Origin of the sequence: Streptomyces sp., from assembly GCF_031181705.1 — a bacterium.
Classification (GTDB): domain Bacteria; phylum Actinomycetota; class Actinomycetes; order Streptomycetales; family Streptomycetaceae; genus Streptomyces.
In genome coordinates this window covers 3574-21433 of sequence record NZ_JAPSKN010000054.1, presented here as the reverse complement: position 1 = coordinate 21433, position 17860 = coordinate 3574, and the positions used below count along the sequence as shown (strand labels likewise).

Below are 17860 nucleotides of genomic sequence, written 5' to 3'. Positions count from 1 at the left end.
GGGCGGTACGGCTCCGTGAAAGGGCCGTATCGCCCGTACCCTTGCAGTACCCGCTTCTTCTTCGTCGGAGGCGGTTCAAGTCGGGCGTCAAATAGCGGGCGCCCCCGACTGAAGGATCTGATCCACACATGCTGATCGCTCAGCGTCCCTCGTTGACCGAAGAGGTCGTCGACGAGTTCCGCTCCCGGTTCGTGATCGAGCCGCTGGAGCCGGGCTTCGGCTACACCCTCGGCAACTCCCTCCGCCGCACCCTCCTGTCGTCGATCCCCGGTGCCGCTGTCACCAGCATCCGCATCGACGGCGTCCTGCACGAGTTCACCACCGTGCCGGGCGTCAAGGAGGACGTCACCGACCTGATCCTCAACATCAAGCAGCTGGTCGTCTCCTCGGAGCACGACGAGCCGGTCGTGATGTACCTGCGCAAGCAGGGCCCGGGTCTGGTCACCGCCGCCGACATCGCGCCCCCGGCCGGTGTCGAGGTGCACAACCCCGACCTCGTCCTCGCCACGCTCAACGGCAAGGGCAAGCTGGAGATGGAGCTGACGGTCGAGCGCGGCCGCGGTTACGTCTCCGCCGTGCAGAACAAGCAGGTCGGCCAGGAGATCGGCCGGATCCCGGTCGACTCGATCTACTCGCCGGTGCTCAAGGTCACGTACAAGGTCGAGGCCACGCGTGTCGAGCAGCGGACCGACTTCGACAAGCTGATCGTCGACGTCGAGACCAAGCAGGCGATGCGTCCCCGTGACGCCATGGCCTCCGCCGGCAAGACCCTGGTCGAGCTGTTCGGTCTCGCCCGCGAGCTGAACATCGACGCCGAGGGCATCGACATGGGCCCGTCCCCCACGGACGCCGCCCTGGCCGCCGATCTGGCGCTGCCGATCGAGGAGCTGGAGCTCACCGTTCGGTCGTACAACTGCCTCAAGCGTGAGGGCATCCACTCCGTGGGTGAGCTCGTCGCGCGGTCCGAGGCGGACCTGCTCGACATCCGCAACTTCGGTGCGAAGTCGATCGACGAGGTCAAGGCGAAGCTCGCGGGTATGGGCCTCGCGCTGAAGGACTCGCCTCCCGGGTTCGACCCGACCGCCGCCGCGGACGCCTTCGGTGCGGACGACGACGCGGACGCCGGTTTCGTGGAGACCGAGCAGTACTGATTCGGCTGCTGCCGGTCCGCCGTGACCGGTCCCGCAGTTCCCCGCGCCCCTGTCGGGGCGCGGATCCTCCGGGGCGTCGGAAGGCGCCCCGGATCTCCGACGGGCGACCGCCTGCTCGGATACTGACCCCGGTACCTGATACGGCCGGGGCAGACACCTAGGAGAAACACCATGCCGAAGCCCACCAAGGGTGCCCGTCTGGGCGGCAGCGCCGCGCACGAGAAGCTGATGCTCGCGAACCTCGCGAAGTCGCTGTTCGAGCACGGTCGTATCACCACCACCGAGGCGAAGGCCCGCCGCCTGCGCCCGTACGCCGAGCGTCTGGTCACCAAGGCGAAGAAGGGCGACCTTCACAACCGCCGTCAGGTGCTCCAGGTCATCACGGACAAGAGCATCGTCCACACGCTCTTCACCGAGATCGGCCCGCGCTACGAGAACCGTCCGGGTGGCTACACCCGCATCACCAAGATCGGTAACCGCCGTGGCGACAACGCGCCCATGGCCGTCATCGAGCTGGTCGAGGCGCTGACGGTGGCGCAGGAGGCGACCGGCGAGGCCGAGGCCGCGACCAAGCGTGCCGCGAAGGACAACGAGGCTGCCGAGGCCCAGGTCGACACGACCAAGGCCGACGAGGCTTCCGCCGAGGAGTCCAAGGACGCGTAAGCGTCTGCCGGGGACTGACGGTCGGCGGCTTGCGGTACGCCGTGGTCGTTCGCGCAGTTCCCCGCGCCCCTGAAGGGCGTCATGGACGGGTCCGTTCCCTTTCGAGGGGGCGGGCCCGTCTTCGTGTGGGTGAGAGGATCCTGGGGTGAGTGAGGAAGTAGCACCCGGTCACGTCCGGGTACGGCTGGATCTCTCCTATGACGGGAGCGAGTTCTCGGGCTGGGCCAAGCAGGCCGGGGGACGGCGGACCGTGCAGGGGGAGATCGAGGACGCCCTGCGGACCGTGACGCGGTCCGGGGAGACCTACGAACTGACCGTGGCCGGGCGTACGGACGCCGGGGTGCACGCCCGGGGCCAGGTCGCGCACGTCGATCTGCCGCGCGAGGTGTGGGCCGAGCACCACCAGAAGCTGCTCAAGCGGCTCGCCGGGCGACTGCCCCGGGACGTGCGGGTCTGGGCGCTGAGGGAGGCGCCCAGCGGGTTCGACGCCCGCTTCTCGGCGGTGTGGCGGCGGTACGCCTACCGGGTCACCGACAACCCCGGCGGTGTCGACCCGCTGCTGCGCAACCACGTGCTGTGGCACGACTGGCCGCTCGACGTGGACGCCATGAACGAGGCCGCCCGCGGACTGGTGGGCGAGCACGACTTCGCCGCCTACTGCAAGAAGCGGGAGGGGGCCACCACCATCCGCACGCTGCAGGAGCTGAGCCTGGTGCGCGGCGACGACGGGATCATCACGGCCACCGTGCGGGCCGACGCCTTCTGCCACAACATGGTGCGCTCGCTCATCGGGGCGCTGCTGTTCGTCGGAGACGGGCACCGGCCGCCGGAGTGGCCCGCGAAGGTGCTGGCGGCCGGCGTGCGGGACTCGGCCGTGCACGTGGTGCGGCCGCACGGGCTGACGCTGGAGGAAGTCGGCTACCCGGCCGACGAGTTGCTCGCCGCGCGCAGCAAGGAGGCGCGGAACAAGCGGTCGTTGCCGGCGGCCGGGTGCTGCTGAGGCCCCGTCACCCGTTCGCCGCGGCCGAGGCCTGGGCCTCGCCGCGGCGGCGGATCTGGTTGAACGTGAACTGCTGCAGGTCGCCGCTGGTGCGGAAGACCTCGGTGTCCTTCGTGGTGACGTCCTTGCCGCTGGTGAAGCCGGCGTTGGCGAAGTAGGCGTAGCGGCCGTAGGAGTTGCTCGTCGTGTTGCAGATGGCGGACTCGCAGAAGCCCTTCACACCGCCGCCGGAGAGCGACTTCACGAAGCTCTTCTTGTCGGTCTGGCTCTTGGCCTTGAGCGCCTGGGCCTCGGTGTCGAAGACGGCCACGCCCATGGTGACCGCGATGCCGCCCTTGACGTAGGTCACGCGTATCAGACGCGTGCAGTCGTTGGCGGTGAGGACCTTGGGGAGGGTGCCGCCGGCGGCCGAGGCGCAGCTCCTGGTGTCGGCGGTGGGGCCCTTCTTGTAGACCGTGTCGCCCATCGTCAGCTGGGTGCCGGGGAAGAGCGTCTCCGGGCTGAGCGGGGCCTTGTCCTTGTTCGCGCTGGCGACGAAGTCCTTCGGGTCCAGCGGGGGCGGGGCGCTGGTCGGGGCGAACGACGGGGCCGAGGCCGTGCCGCTGGGGATGTCCGCCGAGGGCAGGGAGGCGGGGCTGTCCGTCCGGCCGTCGCCGCCCGCAGAGACCACGGCCACCGCGACGGCGGTGCCGATCGCGACCGTGGCGAGCGCGCCGCCGCCGACGAGCAGCAGACGGCGTCGCTTGTTGCGGGCCTCGGAGGCTTCAGCGAGCGCTGCCCAGTCGGGAGACTGGCCGCCCCCGCTGCTCCAGGGCTGCTGCGACTGCGGTTTCCAGGGATCCCACTGGGACTGAGGTCCCCCCTGCCCAAAGCTCATGGGGCGCATCTTAGACGGGACATGGGGCGTGCTGGTCCGCCTGGACGGGCCCCGCAGCCCCTAGCGTTCCTCCCATGCGCACGGGCAAAGGCGACATCTGCGGGTGGTTGGGGCGACTGCTGCCGGCCGTGGTGCTGCTGGGGTGCCTGTCGGTCTGGCCGTCCGCGGCGGTCGGGATCTGGCCGTCCGTCGTGGTCGGGGCGGTGCGGGCGGGACGCCGGGCGCGCGGGGGCGGCTCCGTGGCGCGGTGGTGCGCCGGGGTGCTGGCCGATGTGGTGCTCTCGTCGGTGTTCCCGTACGTGCGGCCGGTCCGGTGGCGGGGGGTGCGGCGGGCGGCGCGCAGGGTCGTGACGCTGGGTGCCGCGCTGTGCACACCGGGGCGTATTCGGCGTCGGTGATCCCGCGTTTTGACCCTTGTCGAACACCCCGGTATTCTGCTTGTTCGTTGTGTATTGGCTTGCTCATTCTCACGGGACGGGCCCTTACACCGGTCCACCGGGCCGATGACCAGCGACCAGCACGCGGTTTGCGTCACCGCAGTGCGGTCAAGGCTGTCGTGATCGTTTCGGTGACCTGTTCAGGACCATTCACTCGAAGCGAAGGCTACGAACCGTGCGTACGTACAGCCCCAAGCCCGGCGATGTGACGCGCCAGTGGCACGTCATTGACGCTCAGGACGTCGTCCTGGGCCGTCTCGCCTCCACCGCAGCGACCCTTCTCCGGGGCAAGCACAAGCCGATCTACGCGCCGCACGTCGACGCTGGTGACTTCGTCATCATCATCAACGCCGACAAGGTGCACCTCTCCGGCAACAAGCGCACCCAGAAGATGGCGTACCGCCACTCCGGCTACCCGGGTGGTCTGCGCTCCGTCCGTTACGACGAGCTGCTCGACAAGAACCCCGAGAAGGCCATCGAGAAGGCCGTCAAGGGCATGCTCCCCAAGAACACTCTGGGCCGTCAGATGCTCTCGAAGCTGAAGGTCTACAAGGGTGACCAGCACCCGCACGGCGCGCAGCAGCCGCAGCCGTACGAGATCACCCAGGTCGCGCAGTAAGTCCGGCCACCCCCTAAGACTGAAGAGAATCTGAGGAGAATCGTGGCCGAGACCACTGCCGAGCAGCCGCTCGAAGAGCTTGACATCGACAGCTACACCACCGAGTCCGAGGTCCCCGTCGAGGGCGAGTACACCTCGGAGTCCATGGCGTCCCGCTTCGGCGAGCCCCAGCCGGCCGCCGGCCTGGGCCGTCGCAAGAACGCCATCGCCCGCGTCCGGATCGTCCCGGGCACCGGCAAGTGGAAGATCAACGGTCGCACCCTCGAGGACTACTTCCCGAACAAGGTGCACCAGCAGGAAGTCAACGAGCCGTTCAAGGTCCTCGAGCTCGAGGGCCGCTACGACGTCATCGCCCGCATCGCCGGTGGCGGTGTCTCCGGCCAGGCCGGTGCGCTCCGTCTCGGTGTCGCCCGCGCGCTGAACGAGGCCGACGTCGACAACAACCGCGGTCCGCTGAAGAAGGCCGGCTTCCTCCGCCGCGACGACCGTGCGGTCGAGCGCAAGAAGGCCGGTCTGAAGAAGGCCCGCAAGGCTCCGCAGTACAGCAAGCGCTAAACGCGACGCCCGTCCTCGCGACTGGCTTCGCCTCGATCGCCCCGGCGGCACGGTTGTGCTGCCGGGGCGGTTCGTTTACACAACCCCTACCGGCCCCGGACAGTCTCAGGGGAGGTACGCGGGAATGTGAGCCGCATTCTCTTCAGCAATACGGAGGACACCACAGTGGGACGACTCTTCGGCACGGACGGCGTGCGCGGTGTCGCCAACGCGGATCTCACGGCGGAGATGGCCCTGGGCCTGTCCGTGGCCGCGGCGCACGTACTGGCCGAGGCGGGCACGTTCGAGGGGCACCGCCCCACCGCGATCGTCGGACGTGACCCCCGCGCCTCCGGGGAGTTCCTGGAAGCCGCCGTGGTGGCGGGCCTGGCCAGCGCCGGTGTGGATGTCCTGCGCGTCGGGGTGCTGCCGACGCCCGCCGTGGCGTTCCTGACCGGGGAGCTCGGCGCCGACCTGGGTGTGATGCTCTCCGCGAGCCACAACGCCATGCCGGACAACGGCATCAAGTTCTTCGCCCGCGGCGGTCACAAGCTCGCCGACGAGCTGGAGGACCGCATCGAGTCCGTCTACGAGGAGCACCGCACCGGCGCCCCGTGGGACCGGCCGACCGGTGCCGGGGTGGGCCGGGTGCGCGACTACGACGAGGGCTCCGACCGGTACGTCGCCCATCTGCTGGGTGTCCTGCCGAACCGGCTCGACGGGCTGAAGGTCGTCCTGGACGAGGCGCACGGTGCCGCCGCCCGGGTCTCGCCCGAGGCGTTCCGGCGGGCCGGTGCCGAGGTCGTCACGATCGGGGCCGAGCCGGACGGGCTCAACATCAACGACGGGTGCGGCTCGACGCACCTGGACCTGCTCAAGGCCGCCGTCGTCGAGCAGGGGGCCGACCTCGGCATCGCGCACGACGGCGACGCCGACCGGTGCCTCGCCGTGGACCACACCGGCGAGGAGGTGGACGGCGACCAGATCCTCGCCGTGCTCGCCCTGGCCATGCGGGAGCGGTCCACCCTGCGGTCCGACGCGGTCGTGGCGACCGTGATGTCCAACCTGGGCTTCAAGCTGGCCATGGAGCGGGAGGGCATCCGGCTCGTCCAGACGGCGGTCGGGGACCGGTACGTGCTGGAGGAGATGAAGGAGCACGGCTTCGCGCTGGGCGGTGAGCAGTCCGGGCACGTGATCATCCTCGATCACGCGACCACGGGTGACGGCACCCTGACCGGGCTGCTGCTGGCGGCGCGGGTCGCGCAGAGCGGTCGTACGCTGCGGGAGCTGGCGTCCGTGATGGAGCGGCTGCCGCAGGTGCTGGTGAACGTGCCCGACGTGGACAAGTCGCGGGTCCGTACGAGTGCGGAGCTGGCGGCGGCGGTGGCGGACGCGGAGCGGGAACTCGGGGAGACCGGGCGGGTGCTGCTGCGGCCTTCGGGGACCGAGCCGTTGGTGCGGGTGATGGTCGAGGCGGCGGACATCGAGCAGGCTCGGTCGGTGGCCGGGCGGCTCGCCGATGTCGTGAAGTCGGCGTTGGGATAGGGCGGGATTCGTCCCGGGTCCGGGGGCGGGGTGCTGTGTGGGGCGGCCTGCGGGTCCGTCGTGGCTCGTCGCGCCGTTCCCCGCGCCCCTAGGTGCGCTGCCGTTGGCGTTGCCAGAGCCACTTCTGGGTCAGCAGGGTCAGGGTGCCGGCCAGGATGATGCCCAGCAGGTTGAGCAGGAGCTGTTCCGTCGAACCCCAGGTCTGCTTCATGTCGCCGTAGCTGAGGGCCACCGCCGCGTTGGCGGCGGCCGGGACCGTGGTCACCGAGATCGCGACGCCGACCAGCGCGCCGGACTTGGCGGAGGTCAGGGAGAGCGTGCCCGCGGCGCCGGCGAGGACCGCCACGACGAAGGAGAACCAGTCGGGGGCGTAGATGAAGCTGGTGTTGGGGCGGTCGCTCTCCAGCTTCCCCTCGCTGAACAGGTTCACCGCGTCCATGAAGTGGCTGAAGCCGACCGTCACCGCCATCGCCACGGCGAAGCCCACCAGCAGGGCGGTCAGCGAGCGCAGCGCCAGGCGGGGCGCGCGCTGCACCACCGCCGTGCAGATGCCCGCGAGCGGGCCGAACTCCGGGCCCACCGCCATCGCGCCCACGATCAGGATGGCGTTGTCCAGCACCACACCGCAGGCGGCGATCATGGTGGCCAGGATGAGGAACGCCAGGTAGGTGACCGACAGCGTGGACTCCTCGTGCGTGGCGTCGGTCAGGTGCTCCCACAGCACCGCGTCCGCGCCCTCGCCCGGCGCCTCGTCCTCCGCCTTGTCGGCCCGCTTCGACAGCGACAGGTCGATGTTCTCGACGGAGATCGAGCCGCAGTCCTCCAGGTCCAGCTCCCGCAGGCGGCCGAGGAGTTCGTCGCCCGCCTCCCGGGCCACGTCGCACATCACGACGTCGCCGGCGGGGTCGCGGGCCGCGCCCGGCAGCACGACGAGATGCGTGGTACCGACCGTCCCCTCGATCAGACGGACCACGTCCCCGCTCTTCTCGGACGGCGTGATCAGGCGCAGATGCAGCATGGCGGCAGCGTAACGGTCACAGCTTGCGCAGGCTCAGGCGCTGCACCTTGTGGTCGGGGCCCTTGCGCAGGACGAGGGTGGCGCGGCCGCGGGTGGGGGCGATGTTCTCGACCAGGTTGGGCCGGTTGATCGTGCGCCACATCGTGCGGGCGTAGTCGAGGGCCTCCTCCTCGGAGACCTGCGTGTACTTGCGGAAGTACGAGGACGGGTTCTGGAAGGCGGTCGCGCGCAGCTTGCGGAAGCGGCTGAGGTACCAGCGCTCGATGTCCTCGACGCGGGCGTCGACGTAGACGCTGAAGTCGAAGTAGTCGGCGAGGCCGACCCGGGTGCGGCCGTCCTTGCCGGGCAGGGCGGGCTGAAGGACGTTCAGGCCCTCGACGATCAGGATGTCGGGGCGGCGGACCGTGAGGCGCTCGTCCGGGACGATGTCGTAGATCAGGTGGGAGTAGACCGGCGCCGTGACCTCGTCCTTGCCGGCCTTGATGTCGGCGACGAAGCGGGTCAGGGCGCGGCGGTCGTAGGACTCCGGGAAGCCCTTGCGGGACATCAGGCCGCGGGCCTGGAGTTCCCGGGTGGGCAGCAGGAAGCCGTCGGTGGTGACCAGTTCCACACGAGGGTGCTCGGGCCAGCGGGAGAGCAGGGCCTGCAGCAGGCGGGCGACCGTCGACTTGCCGACGGCGACCGAGCCGGCGACCCCTATGACGAACGGGGTGCCGGACTGGGAGCCCTGCTCGCCGAGGAACGTGTTCAGCGCCCCTCTCAGGCCGTCCGTGGCGCCGACGTAGAGGTTGAGGAGCCGGGACAGCGGGAGGTAGATGTCCCGCACCTCGTCCAGGTCGATCACGTCGCCGAGACCGCGCAGCTTCTCGACCTCCTCGGCCGTCAGGGGCAGCGGCGTCTTGTCACGCAGCGCGCTCCATTCGGCTCGGGTGAGGTCGACGTAGGGAGTCGCCTCCGGGCGGGGCCGGTGGGCGCTCCGGGGCGTCGAGGAGACCGGGGAGATCACAGTCCATTGTTACGGGCGTTCGAACGGACGGTGAGGTGGGATCCGTCACGCGGGTCTTTCGGGCCGCTCTCAGGGGAGAAATCCGGCCAAGGGGAGGAATGTCAGTGGCGTGCGTCACAGTTGTGGGAAGGGTGGGCCCGGCCCGGGGTCCACGGACCCCGAGGGGTGACCCATGACGTATGCGATAGAGGCGGAAGGCCTGGTCAAACGGTTCCGGGAGACCGAGGCGCTGGCGGGTGTCGACCTCGCGGCCCGCAAGGGCACGGTCCTCGGGCTGCTGGGCCCCAACGGCGCCGGGAAGACGACAGCGGTGCGGATCTTCGCCACGCTGCTGCGGCCCGACGGGGGGTGGGCCCGGGTGGCCGGACACGACGTGGTCCGGGAGGCCGGGATGGTGCGCTCCCTGGTCGGGCTGACCGGGCAGTACGCGGCGGTCGACGAGAACCTCACCGGCGCGGAGAACCTGCTGCTCATCGGCCGGCTGCTCGGGCTGCCTCGCCGGGCGGCCAAGGCGCGGTCGGGTGAACTGCTGGAGCGTTTCCAGCTGACGCACGCGGCGGGCCGGGCCGCGAAGACGTACTCGGGCGGTATGCGCCGGCGTCTGGACCTCGCGGCCAGCCTGGTCGGCCGGCCCAGCATCCTCTTCCTCGACGAGCCCACCACCGGGCTCGACCCCCACAGCCGCGGCGAGCTGTGGGACCTGCTGCGCGGCCTGGTCGCGGACGGGGCGACCGCCCTGCTGACCACCCAGTACCTGAACGAGGCCGATGTGCTCGCCGACGACATCGTGGTGATCGACAAGGGCCGGGTGATCGCCGAGGGCACGCCCGACGGGCTCAAGGCGCAGGTCGGCGGGCAGGTGCTGGAGCTGCGGCCGATCCTCGGGCAGGACCTCGCCCGGGCGCACGCCCTGGTGGCCGGGGCCGCCGGGCCCGAGGCGCGGATCGAGGGCGAGGCGGTCACCGCGCCCGTGAAGGACCCGGAGCTGATGCCGGCCGTCGTGCGCGCGCTGGACCGGGAGGGCATCGCCGTGGGGGAGCTGGCCCTGCGCCGCTCCTCGCTCGACGAGGTGTTCCTCTCCCTGACCGGCCACCGTGCGGAACCGGGCGGGGCCGGAGAGGACGGTGACGCGGACGTCCGGGACGAGGACGAGCCGGCGAAGGCGGTGATCCGGTCATGACCGCCACGACCGTCACGGCGCCGGTCACCTCCTCCGGCCGGGTGCCGGCCCTCGCCGGACTGCGGCAGACCTTCACGATGGCCTGGCGGAGCCTGGTCGCCGTCAAGCACAACCCGCTCGAACTGGTCGACTACAGCATCACGCCGATCATGTTCGTGTTCCTGTTCACCTACGTGCTGGGCGGGCAGATGGCCGGGTCGCCCGAGGCGTACCTGAAGTACGCGCTGCCCGGGATCATTGTGCAGAACACCCTGTTCATGACCATGTACACGGCCATGGCCCTCAACACGGACCTCACCAAGGGCGTCTTCGACCGGCTGCGCAGCCTGCCCATCGCCCGCTCCGCCCCGCTCGTCGGGCGCATCACCGCCGACCTCGCCAAGCACGTCTGGGCGATGGTCCTGATGATCGTCCTCGGTCTCGCGCTCGGCTTCCGGGTCACCGGCGGCTTCGGCGGGTTCCTGCTCGGCGTGCTGCTGGTGGTGGTGTTCGCCGCGGCCGTCTCCTGGAGCGCGGTGCTGATCGGGATGCTGGCCGGTGACGCGGAGAAGGTGCAGGCGTTCGCCTTCACCCTGATCTTCCCGATCACCTTCACCAGCAGCGCGTTCGTCGTCGTCGACACCATGCCGGGCTGGCTCCAGGCGTGGAGCGACGTCAATCCGGTCACCCACCTGTCCGACGCGTTCCGCGGGCTGCTGCTGGGCGGGCCGGTGGCGGAGCCGGTGCTGTGGTCGCTGGTGTGGGCGGCGGGGATCGCGCTCGTCTTCTATCCGCTGGCGATGAGGGCGTATCGCGCGAAGGTCTGACAGGGGCAGCCGAGCCGTTCGTACCCCGGTGGGAATTTCCGATTTCGGGCACGCAACGGCCGGTTCGGCACGGGAATCGACCCTAAGCTGCCGCCCATGTGTGGAATCGTGGGATACGTGGGGCCGCAGTCGGCGCTCGAGGTCGTGACGGCCGGGCTGAAGCGGCTGGAGTACCGGGGCTACGACTCGGCGGGCGTGGCCGTCCTGGCCGACGGGGGGCTCGCGACGGCCAAGAAGGCCGGCAAGCTCCTCAACCTGGAGAAGGAACTGGACGGCAGGCCGCTGCCGACGGGCACGACGGGCATCGGCCACACCCGGTGGGCCACCCACGGCGGACCGACCGACGCCAACGCCCACCCGCACATCGACAACGCGGGCCGGGTCGCGGTCGTCCACAACGGCATCATCGAGAACTTCGCCGCACTGCGCGCCGAGCTCCAGGAGCGCGGCCACGAGCTGTCCTCCGAGACCGACACCGAGGTCGTCGCCCATCTGCTCGCCGAAGAGTTCTCCTCCTGCGCGGATCTGGCCGAGGCGATGCGGCTGGTGTGCCGGCGGCTGGAGGGCGCCTTCACGCTGGTCGCGGTGCACGCCGACGAGCCGGAGGTGGTGGTGGGCGCCCGGCGGAACTCGCCGCTGGTGGTGGGCGTCGGTGAGGGCGAGGCCTTCCTCGCCTCGGACGTCGCCGCGTTCATCGAGCACACCCGGTCCGCGATCGAGCTGGGCCAGGACCAGGTGGTGGAGCTGCGCCGGGACGGCGTGACGGTGACGGGCTTCGACGGCCGGCCGGCGGACGTGCGCTCCTACCACGTCGACTGGGACGCCTCCGCCGCGGAGAAGGGCGGCTACGACTACTTCATGCTCAAGGAGATCGCCGAGCAGCCCAAGGCGGTCGCCGACACCCTGCTGGGCCGCATCGACGGCTCCGGCTCGCTGACCCTGGACGAGGTGCGGATCCCGCCGCGGGTGCTGCGCGAGATCGACAAGGTCGTCATCGTCGCGTGCGGTACGGCCTTCCACGCGGGGATGATCGCCAAGTACGCCATCGAGCACTGGACGCGCGTGCCGTGCGAGGTGGAGCTGGCCAGTGAGTTCCGCTACCGCGACCCGATCCTGGACGCGCAGACGCTGGTCATCGCCATCTCCCAGTCCGGCGAGACCATGGACACCCTGATGGCGCTGCGGCACGCCCGCGAGCAGGGCTCCAAGGTGCTGGCGATCTGCAACACCAACGGCTCGACGATCCCGCGCGAGTCCGACGCCGTGCTGTACACGCACGCCGGGCCGGAGGTCGCCGTCGCCTCCACGAAGGCGTTTCTGACGCAGCTCGTGGCCTGCTACCTGGTCGCCCTGTACCTCGGCCAGATCCGGGGCACCAAGTGGGGCGACGAGATCCGGGCGGTGATCCGGGACCTGTCGTCCATCTCCGGCGCGGTGGAGCGGGTGCTCGGGACGATGGAGCCGGTGCGGGAGCTGGCGCGCACGCTGGCCTCGAAGAACACGGTGCTCTTCCTCGGCCGGCACGTCGGCTACCCGGTGGCACTGGAAGGCGCGCTGAAGCTGAAGGAACTCGCCTACATGCACGCCGAGGGGTTCGCGGCGGGCGAGCTGAAGCACGGGCCGATCGCGCTGATCGAGGAGGACCTGCCGGTCGTCGTGGTCGTGCCGTCACCGCGGGGGCGGTCGGTGCTGCACGACAAGATCGTGTCCAACATCCAGGAGATCCGGGCGCGGGGCGCGCGGACGATCGTCATCGCCGAGGAGGGCGACGAGGCGGTCGTGCCGTACGCGGACCATCTGATCCGGATCCCGGTCACGCCGACCCTGCTGCAGCCGCTGGTGGCCACCGTGCCCTTGCAGGTGTTCGCGTGCGAACTGGCGACGGCCCGCGGCAACGAGGTGGACCAGCCGAGGAACCTGGCGAAGTCGGTGACGGTGGAATGAGCGAAGGGGGCGAACGGCCGCCGCCGTTCGCCCCCGGTTCATGCGGTGGGGCGGGTGGTCACCAGTTGATGCAGGTCTTGGGGACCCAGCCGTTGACCTTGTCGCCGCCGTAGTACCAGAGGTTGCTCTTCTTGCCGCAGGCCGTGTACGAGCCGCCCTTGTAGGCCTTGCCGTCGTTGCAGATGGCGCCGCGCTTGCCCTTGCCCCAGATGCCGAGGGCCGTGGCGGAGGTCTTCGGCGCGGTGCGGACCTTGACGGTCTCCTTGGCCTTGACGTTCACGATCGCCTTGCTGCAGTCCTTCGGCGGGGCCGCGGCGGCGGTGCCGGCGGTGGCCACGGTGCCGGTGAGGGCCGTGGCGAAGAGAGCTATCGAAGTGGCCGCGGTTCCCAGCGACTTGAACTTCATGGTGGTGCGTTCCTCCCGTTGCGTGCGATGCCGTGTGCACATCGCGGTCATCGCGAACTGTACAAGGGGGAGGGGGAGTTCAAGATCAGGGGTTCAGTACGGGCAGGTCAGGGGCGGAGGTTGCGGCATCGGCCCGGTCCCGCTCGTTCAGGTACCGGTCCCCGTAGCGTTCGCGGTCGGTGAGGCCGTCCCCTTCCGTGCCGGTCGTGCCGGGCCCGGGGGGCAGGTGCCGGTGGGGAACGTCCCGCCCGGACCGTAGGGTGCTGGGCATGAGCATCATCGGGGTCGGGATCGACGTCGCCGAGATCGATCGGTTCGCGGCGGCACTGGAACGTACGCCGGCGCTGGCCGAACGGCTGTTCGTGGAACGGGAGTTGCTGCTGCCCGGCGGGGAACGCCGGGGGGTCGCCTCCCTGGCCGCCCGGTTCGCCGCCAAGGAGGCCCTGGCCAAGGCGCTCGGCGCCCCGGGCGGGCTGCTGTGGACCGACGCCGAGGTGTACGTCGAGGACAGCGGGCAGCCCCGGCTGCGGGTGACCGGGACGGTGGCCGCGCGGGCCGCCGAACTCGGGGTGCGGTCCTGGCACGTGTCCCTCAGCCATGACGCCGGGGTCGCCTCGGCCGTCGTGATCGCCGAGGCGTGACACGGGCCGACGGCTCAGTGCATCGCGCCCAGGAGGGTGACGGAGCCGGGGAGGCCCGCCGCGCCCGGCACCGACCAGGGGAGCAGGAACGGCCACGTCAGGAGGCGCGGCATGGTCACGGTGGAGGGTGTCGACACCCGCGGCGGGCGGCACTGCGAGACGACGGCGCTGGGAGTGCTGCTGCGGCACCAGGGCATCGACCTGTCCGAGCCGATGATCTTCGGCCTCGGCTCCGGTCTGTCCTTCGTCTACTGGGACAGCAGGACCATGGACTTCCCGTTCCTCGGGGGGCGGGTCAAGCCTTTCGAACTCACCCGGAATCCGGCCCGCGCCCTCGGGCTGGAACTCGTGGTGCGCGAGAGCGCCTCCGCCCGCAAGGGGTGGCGGAACGTGACGGCGGCCGTCGACGCCGGGCAGCCCGTCGGGCTCCAGCTCGACAGCTACCACCTGGACTACTTCACCTCCAGGGTGCGCTTCGGCGGCCATGTCGTCGCCCTGTACGGCTACGACGGCCGAGATGCCTTCCTCGTGGACACCGAGCAGCGGGGCGGCGCCGTCTCACCTCTTTGGCCGGGCTCGCCCGCGCCAGGGCCGCGCGCGGGCCGATGACGGCCAGGCATCGCTCCTTCACCCTCACCGCCCCGGCGGAACCCCCGGACGTGCGGGACCGGATCGTCCCCGCCGTCACCGCCTGCGCGGACGCCTTCCTCACGCCGCCCATCGCCAACCTGGGCCACCGCGGCATCGAGAAGGCCGGCACGCTCGTGCCCCGCTGGCCGGCGCGCACCGACGACCCGCGTCGGGACCTGCCGCGGGCCGCCCTGCTGATGGAGAGGGCCGGCACCGGAGGCGCCCTGTTCCGCAACCTCTACCGCGACTTCCTCGCCGAGTGCCGCCAGTGGATCGACAGCGAGCCGCTGCGCACCGGGCACGGGCTGTACGCCGAGGCGGCGGCCCTGTGGACGGCGGTCGCGGCGCTGATCACGCGGGCCGGTGAGGCGGGGACGCGCAGTGCCTCGTGCGGGCGGGTGCCGTGCTCTTCGACCTCGCCCGCATCGAGCGCGAGGCCATGGAGGCGCTCGTCCGCCTGCGGGCGTGAAGCCCTCGCCGGGTGCGGGGCGAGGGCTTCGCGGCACGGCGTGGGGTCAGCACACCGACTGGCTGGTGTTGACCCGGGTGATGTTGCGGAACGTCGTGTTCTCACCGCACGGGCTCTCCCTGATGGCCGAGTTGGTGACCGTCAGGTTCTGGATGGTGATGTCCTTGTTGTTGGGGAACTCCGAGCGCGCGGCCAGGCGCAGTTCGCCGCCGCCGGTGATCGTGCCGCTCTGGGCGGCCAGGCTGACGTTGTAGCAGTTCTCGATCAGGACCGAGTTGTTGCCGGTGCTGGAGAGCGTCACCCGGTCGATGACGGCCCCGCCGCTCTCCGAGACGCAGAACACGCCACGCCCGCCGCCGCGCGCGACGACCTCGCCGACGCGGATGTTGGTGGGGTAGCCGCTGCCGATCCGGCCGTTGCGGTTGGCCATGCGGAAGGCGGCGTAGCCGGTGCCCGTGCCCGCGTTCTCCGCGTCCACCTTGCCGACGGTGGCGTTGACGGTCTGGTTGAGCAGCAGCCCGGACTCGCCGACGTTGCGGGCCGTCACCGTGCCGACGGTGAGGCCGTCCACGCCGTACGTCTCGACCGCGTGGCTGGAGGCGCCGGAGACGTAGACGTTGTCGATGCGGACGTTGCGGGTCCACTGGCTGGTGTCGCCGCGGTTGTCGATGCGCACGCCCAGCCCGGCGGACAGGCGCATGTCGATCTGGCCGAGCACGACGTTCTGCACGTTGCGCAGGAAGATGCCGTACAGCGGGGTGCCCGTGAGCTTGAGGTTCTGCACCTCCACGTCACGCGTGCCGCGCGAGTAGACCGGCGCCTGGTCGCCCGAGCCGCCGCCGGTGACGTCGATGGTGCCGCAGACGTCGAGGACGGTGTAGCTCGGCAGCGAGATGCGGGAGCCCGCCGGGACGGAACCCGAGCCGCGGACCACGACCCGCTCCTTCGCGGTGCGGCCCGGCGTCAGGCTGTTGACGGCCGCCTGCACGGCGGCGCGCATGTCGGTGCCGGTGTGGACCGTGCTGCCGCCGCGCCGTACGGTCCAGGTGCTGCCGCTCTGCACGGCCTCGGCCTGGAAGGAGCCGTCTCCGCAGGCCAGGGCGCGGGTGGGGGCGGCGGTGGCGGGGGCGTTCACGCTGCCGGCGGCGGTGAGGAGGGCGGTGGCACCGGCGGCGGCCAGTAATGCGGCTCTGCGTCCCATGGGGGCCTCGGTTTCGTCGAACGTGGGGGGTCTGCAAGCGCTTTCTGCGCGGCGGGAGTCTGGCAAAGGCACGGCGGAGCGTCAATGGATGCGACACGGGAGGGAGTCGCGCCGGGTGCGCGGGAGTGGGCGGGGGGCCGTACGGGAAACTCGACCTCCATGCGGAGTGCGTACAGCGTGGACACGGTCAGGACCGCCGAACGGGAGCTGATGGCCCGGCTGCCGGAGGGGGCGCTGATGCAACGCGCCGCCGCCGGGCTCGCCGCGGCCTGTGCCGACCTGCTGGGGCGGGTGTACGGCAGCCGGGTGGTGCTGCTGGTCGGCAGCGGGGACAACGGCGGTGACGCCCTGTACGCCGGGGCGCGGCTGGCCCGGCGCGGGGCCGGGGTCACGGCGGTGCTGCTCGCGCCGGAGCGGGCGCACGCGGCGGGACTGGCGGCGCTGAAGCGGGCCGGGGGACGGGCCGTCGGGGTCGGTGACGCGGCCGGGGGCGGTGGCGCCGGGCGCGGCGGCGCGGGAGGCGGTGGCGCCGAGGAGCTGATCGAGCGGGCCGATCTCGTGGTCGACGGCGTCGTCGGGATCGGCGGGAAGGGCGGGCTGCGGCCGGAGGCGGTGCCGCTGGCGGCCGCCGCCGAGCGGTCGCGGGCGGCTGTCGTCGCCGTCGATCTGCCGAGCGGGGTGGACGCCGACACCGGGGAGGTGCGGGGCGTCGCGGTCCGGGCCGATCTGACGGTGACGTTCGGGACGCACAAGCCGGGGCTGCTGATCGACCCGGCGCGGGAGTACGCCGGGTCGGTACGGCTGGTCGACATCGGCCTCGCACTGCCCGCTGAACCGGAGCTGGAGGCGCTGCAGCACGCGGACGTGGCCCGGCTGCTGCCGGTGCCGCGCGCGGAGAGCGACAAGTACCGGCGGGGCGTGGTCGGGATCGCGGCCGGGTCGGCCCGGTACCCCGGGGCCGCGGTGCTCGCCGTCTCGGGGGCGCTGCGGGGCGGGGCCGGGGCCGTGCGGTACGTCGGGCCGGCCGGGGACGCGGTGATCGCGCGGTTCCCCGAGACGCTCGTGTCGGACCGGGGGCCCAGGCACGCCGGGCGGGTGCAGGCGTGGGTCGTCGGACCCGGCGCGGGGGACGACGCGGCGACGGTGGGGGAGGTGCTGGCGGCGGAGGTGCCGGTGCTGGTCGACGCGGACGGGCTGCGGCTGGCGGACGCGGAGGCCGTGCGGGGGCGCCGGGCACCGACGCTGCTGACGCCGCACGCGGGCGAGGCGGCGGCGCTGCTGGGGGTGGAACGCCGGGAGGTCGAGGAGGGGCGGCTGGCCGCGGTGCGGGAGCTGGCGGCGCGGTACGGGGCGACCGTGCTGCTGAAGGGGTCGACGACGCTGGTGGCCGACCCGGGGGGCGGGGCGGTGCGGGTGAACCCGACGGGGACGTCGTGGCTGGCCACGGCGGGCAGTGGGGACGTGCTGTCGGGGCTGGCCGGGTCGTTGCTGGCGGCCGGGCTGTCGGCGGTGGAGGCGGGCAGCGTGGGGGCGTACGTGCACGGGCTGGCCGGGCGGCTGGCGGCGGAGGGGGCGCCGGTGGGGGCGCATGATGTGGCCGCGGCGATCCCTCAGGCCTGGCGGAACGTGCTGGGGTGAGGGCCGGTGCCCCTGGCCGGGGCAGGGGCCGGGGCCGGGGCAGGGGTGAGGGCCGGTGCCCCTGGCCGGGGCAGGGGCCGGGGCAGGGGTGAGGG

General features: G+C 71.6%; 18 protein-coding genes and 1 pseudogene. 13 read left to right on the top strand and 6 right to left on the bottom strand.

Features of this window, described 5'->3' with window-relative positions; translation table 11 throughout:
* The first annotated feature begins 128 nt into the window (after positions 1-128).
* The 3 genes from RIN80_RS13175 (at position 129) to truA (ending at position 2814) form a co-directional block, all read left to right on the top strand.
* Positions 129-1151 (top strand): DNA-directed RNA polymerase subunit alpha, encoded by a 1023-nt coding sequence (locus RIN80_RS13175; protein ID WP_003966937.1) that lies wholly within the window; start codon positions 129-131, stop codon positions 1149-1151.
* 171 nt (positions 1152-1322) lie between these two features.
* The gene (gene rplQ, locus RIN80_RS13170) at positions 1323-1814 is read left to right on the top strand and encodes a 50S ribosomal protein L17 (protein ID WP_309095766.1); all 492 of its coding nucleotides are present in this window, start codon (positions 1323-1325) and stop codon (positions 1812-1814) included.
* Positions 1815-1959: 145 nt separating this feature from the next.
* A complete protein-coding gene (gene truA, locus RIN80_RS13165; protein ID WP_309095765.1) occupies positions 1960-2814 on the top strand; it encodes a tRNA pseudouridine(38-40) synthase TruA in 855 nt (284 codons plus the stop codon).
* 7 nt (positions 2815-2821) lie between these two features.
* On the opposite strand, the gene RIN80_RS13160 is transcribed toward truA, so the two are convergent.
* Entirely contained in the window at positions 2822-3691 is an 870-nt protein-coding gene (locus tag RIN80_RS13160) for a hypothetical protein (protein WP_309095764.1), read from the bottom strand.
* 74 nt (positions 3692-3765) lie between these two features.
* Here RIN80_RS13160 and RIN80_RS13155 point away from each other — a divergent pair, with 74 nt between their 5' ends.
* From RIN80_RS13155 to glmM, 4 genes are all read left to right on the top strand, one after another.
* Positions 3766-4089 (top strand): hypothetical protein, encoded by a 324-nt coding sequence (locus RIN80_RS13155; protein WP_309095763.1) that lies wholly within the window; start codon positions 3766-3768, stop codon positions 4087-4089.
* A gap of 214 nt (positions 4090-4303) precedes the next feature.
* The gene (rplM, locus tag RIN80_RS13150) at positions 4304-4747 is read left to right on the top strand and encodes a 50S ribosomal protein L13 (RefSeq protein WP_019754543.1); all 444 of its coding nucleotides are present in this window, start codon (positions 4304-4306) and stop codon (positions 4745-4747) included.
* A 42-nt stretch (positions 4748-4789) separates the two neighbouring features.
* Positions 4790-5302, top strand: a complete 513-nt coding sequence (gene rpsI, locus RIN80_RS13145; protein WP_019526966.1) for a 30S ribosomal protein S9 — start codon at positions 4790-4792, stop codon at positions 5300-5302.
* A gap of 165 nt (positions 5303-5467) precedes the next feature.
* Positions 5468-6826: a phosphoglucosamine mutase gene (gene glmM / locus RIN80_RS13140; RefSeq protein WP_309095762.1), complete on the top strand. Its 1359-nt coding sequence runs from the start codon at positions 5468-5470 to the stop codon at positions 6824-6826.
* Between the two features lie 88 nt (positions 6827-6914).
* Here glmM and RIN80_RS13135 read toward each other — a convergent pair whose 3' ends face one another.
* Both RIN80_RS13135 and coaA read right to left on the bottom strand, forming a co-directional pair.
* Positions 6915-7844, bottom strand: a complete 930-nt coding sequence (locus RIN80_RS13135) for a DUF389 domain-containing protein (RefSeq protein ID WP_309095761.1) — start codon at positions 7842-7844, stop codon at positions 6915-6917.
* A gap of 16 nt (positions 7845-7860) precedes the next feature.
* Positions 7861-8850 carry a type I pantothenate kinase gene (coaA, locus tag RIN80_RS13130; protein WP_309095760.1) on the bottom strand — a complete coding sequence of 330 codons (990 nt, stop codon included), beginning with the start codon at positions 8848-8850 and terminating at the stop codon, positions 7861-7863.
* A 172-nt stretch (positions 8851-9022) separates the two neighbouring features.
* Between coaA and RIN80_RS13125 the strand changes: the two genes are divergently transcribed.
* The 3 genes from RIN80_RS13125 (at position 9023) to glmS (ending at position 12780) form a co-directional block, all read left to right on the top strand.
* Complete coding sequence (locus RIN80_RS13125; protein ID WP_309095759.1) at positions 9023-10030, top strand: ATP-binding cassette domain-containing protein; 1008 nt, start codon at positions 9023-9025, stop codon at positions 10028-10030.
* The gene (locus RIN80_RS13120; protein WP_309095758.1) at positions 10027-10836 is read left to right on the top strand and encodes an ABC transporter permease; all 810 of its coding nucleotides are present in this window, start codon (positions 10027-10029) and stop codon (positions 10834-10836) included. Before RIN80_RS13125 ends, RIN80_RS13120 begins: the two co-directional genes overlap by 4 nt.
* Positions 10837-10932: 96 nt before the next feature.
* Complete coding sequence (glmS, locus tag RIN80_RS13115; protein WP_309095757.1) at positions 10933-12780, top strand: glutamine--fructose-6-phosphate transaminase (isomerizing); 1848 nt, start codon at positions 10933-10935, stop codon at positions 12778-12780.
* 58 nt (positions 12781-12838) lie between these two features.
* On the opposite strand, the gene RIN80_RS13110 is transcribed toward glmS, so the two are convergent.
* Together RIN80_RS13110 and RIN80_RS13105 are read right to left on the bottom strand one after the other, a co-directional pair.
* Entirely contained in the window at positions 12839-13186 is a 348-nt protein-coding gene (locus RIN80_RS13110) for a hypothetical protein (RefSeq protein WP_309095756.1), read from the bottom strand.
* A gap of 85 nt (positions 13187-13271) precedes the next feature.
* Positions 13272-13457, bottom strand: a complete 186-nt coding sequence (locus tag RIN80_RS13105) for a hypothetical protein (RefSeq protein ID WP_309095755.1) — start codon at positions 13455-13457, stop codon at positions 13272-13274.
* On the opposite strand from RIN80_RS13105, the gene RIN80_RS13100 reads away from it, so the two are divergent.
* Together RIN80_RS13100 and RIN80_RS13095 are read left to right on the top strand one after the other, a co-directional pair.
* The gene (locus tag RIN80_RS13100) at positions 13456-13827 is read left to right on the top strand and encodes a holo-ACP synthase (protein ID WP_309095754.1); all 372 of its coding nucleotides are present in this window, start codon (positions 13456-13458) and stop codon (positions 13825-13827) included. The two genes, RIN80_RS13105 and RIN80_RS13100, sit on opposite strands and share 2 nt — an antisense overlap.
* Positions 13828-13938: 111 nt before the next feature.
* A pseudogene (locus RIN80_RS13095) lies at positions 13939-14926 on the top strand (BtrH N-terminal domain-containing protein).
* 46 nt (positions 14927-14972) lie between these two features.
* Here RIN80_RS13095 and RIN80_RS13090 read toward each other — a convergent pair.
* On the bottom strand, positions 14973-16127 hold the full coding sequence (locus RIN80_RS13090; RefSeq protein ID WP_309095753.1) for a hypothetical protein: 1155 nt from the start codon (positions 16125-16127) through the stop codon (positions 14973-14975).
* A 159-nt stretch (positions 16128-16286) separates the two neighbouring features.
* Between RIN80_RS13090 and RIN80_RS13085 the strand changes: the two genes are divergently transcribed.
* Positions 16287-17765, top strand: coding sequence for an NAD(P)H-hydrate dehydratase (locus tag RIN80_RS13085; RefSeq protein ID WP_309095752.1), 1479 nt, complete (start codon positions 16287-16289; stop codon positions 17763-17765).
* The last annotated feature ends 95 nt before the right edge of the window (positions 17766-17860 follow it).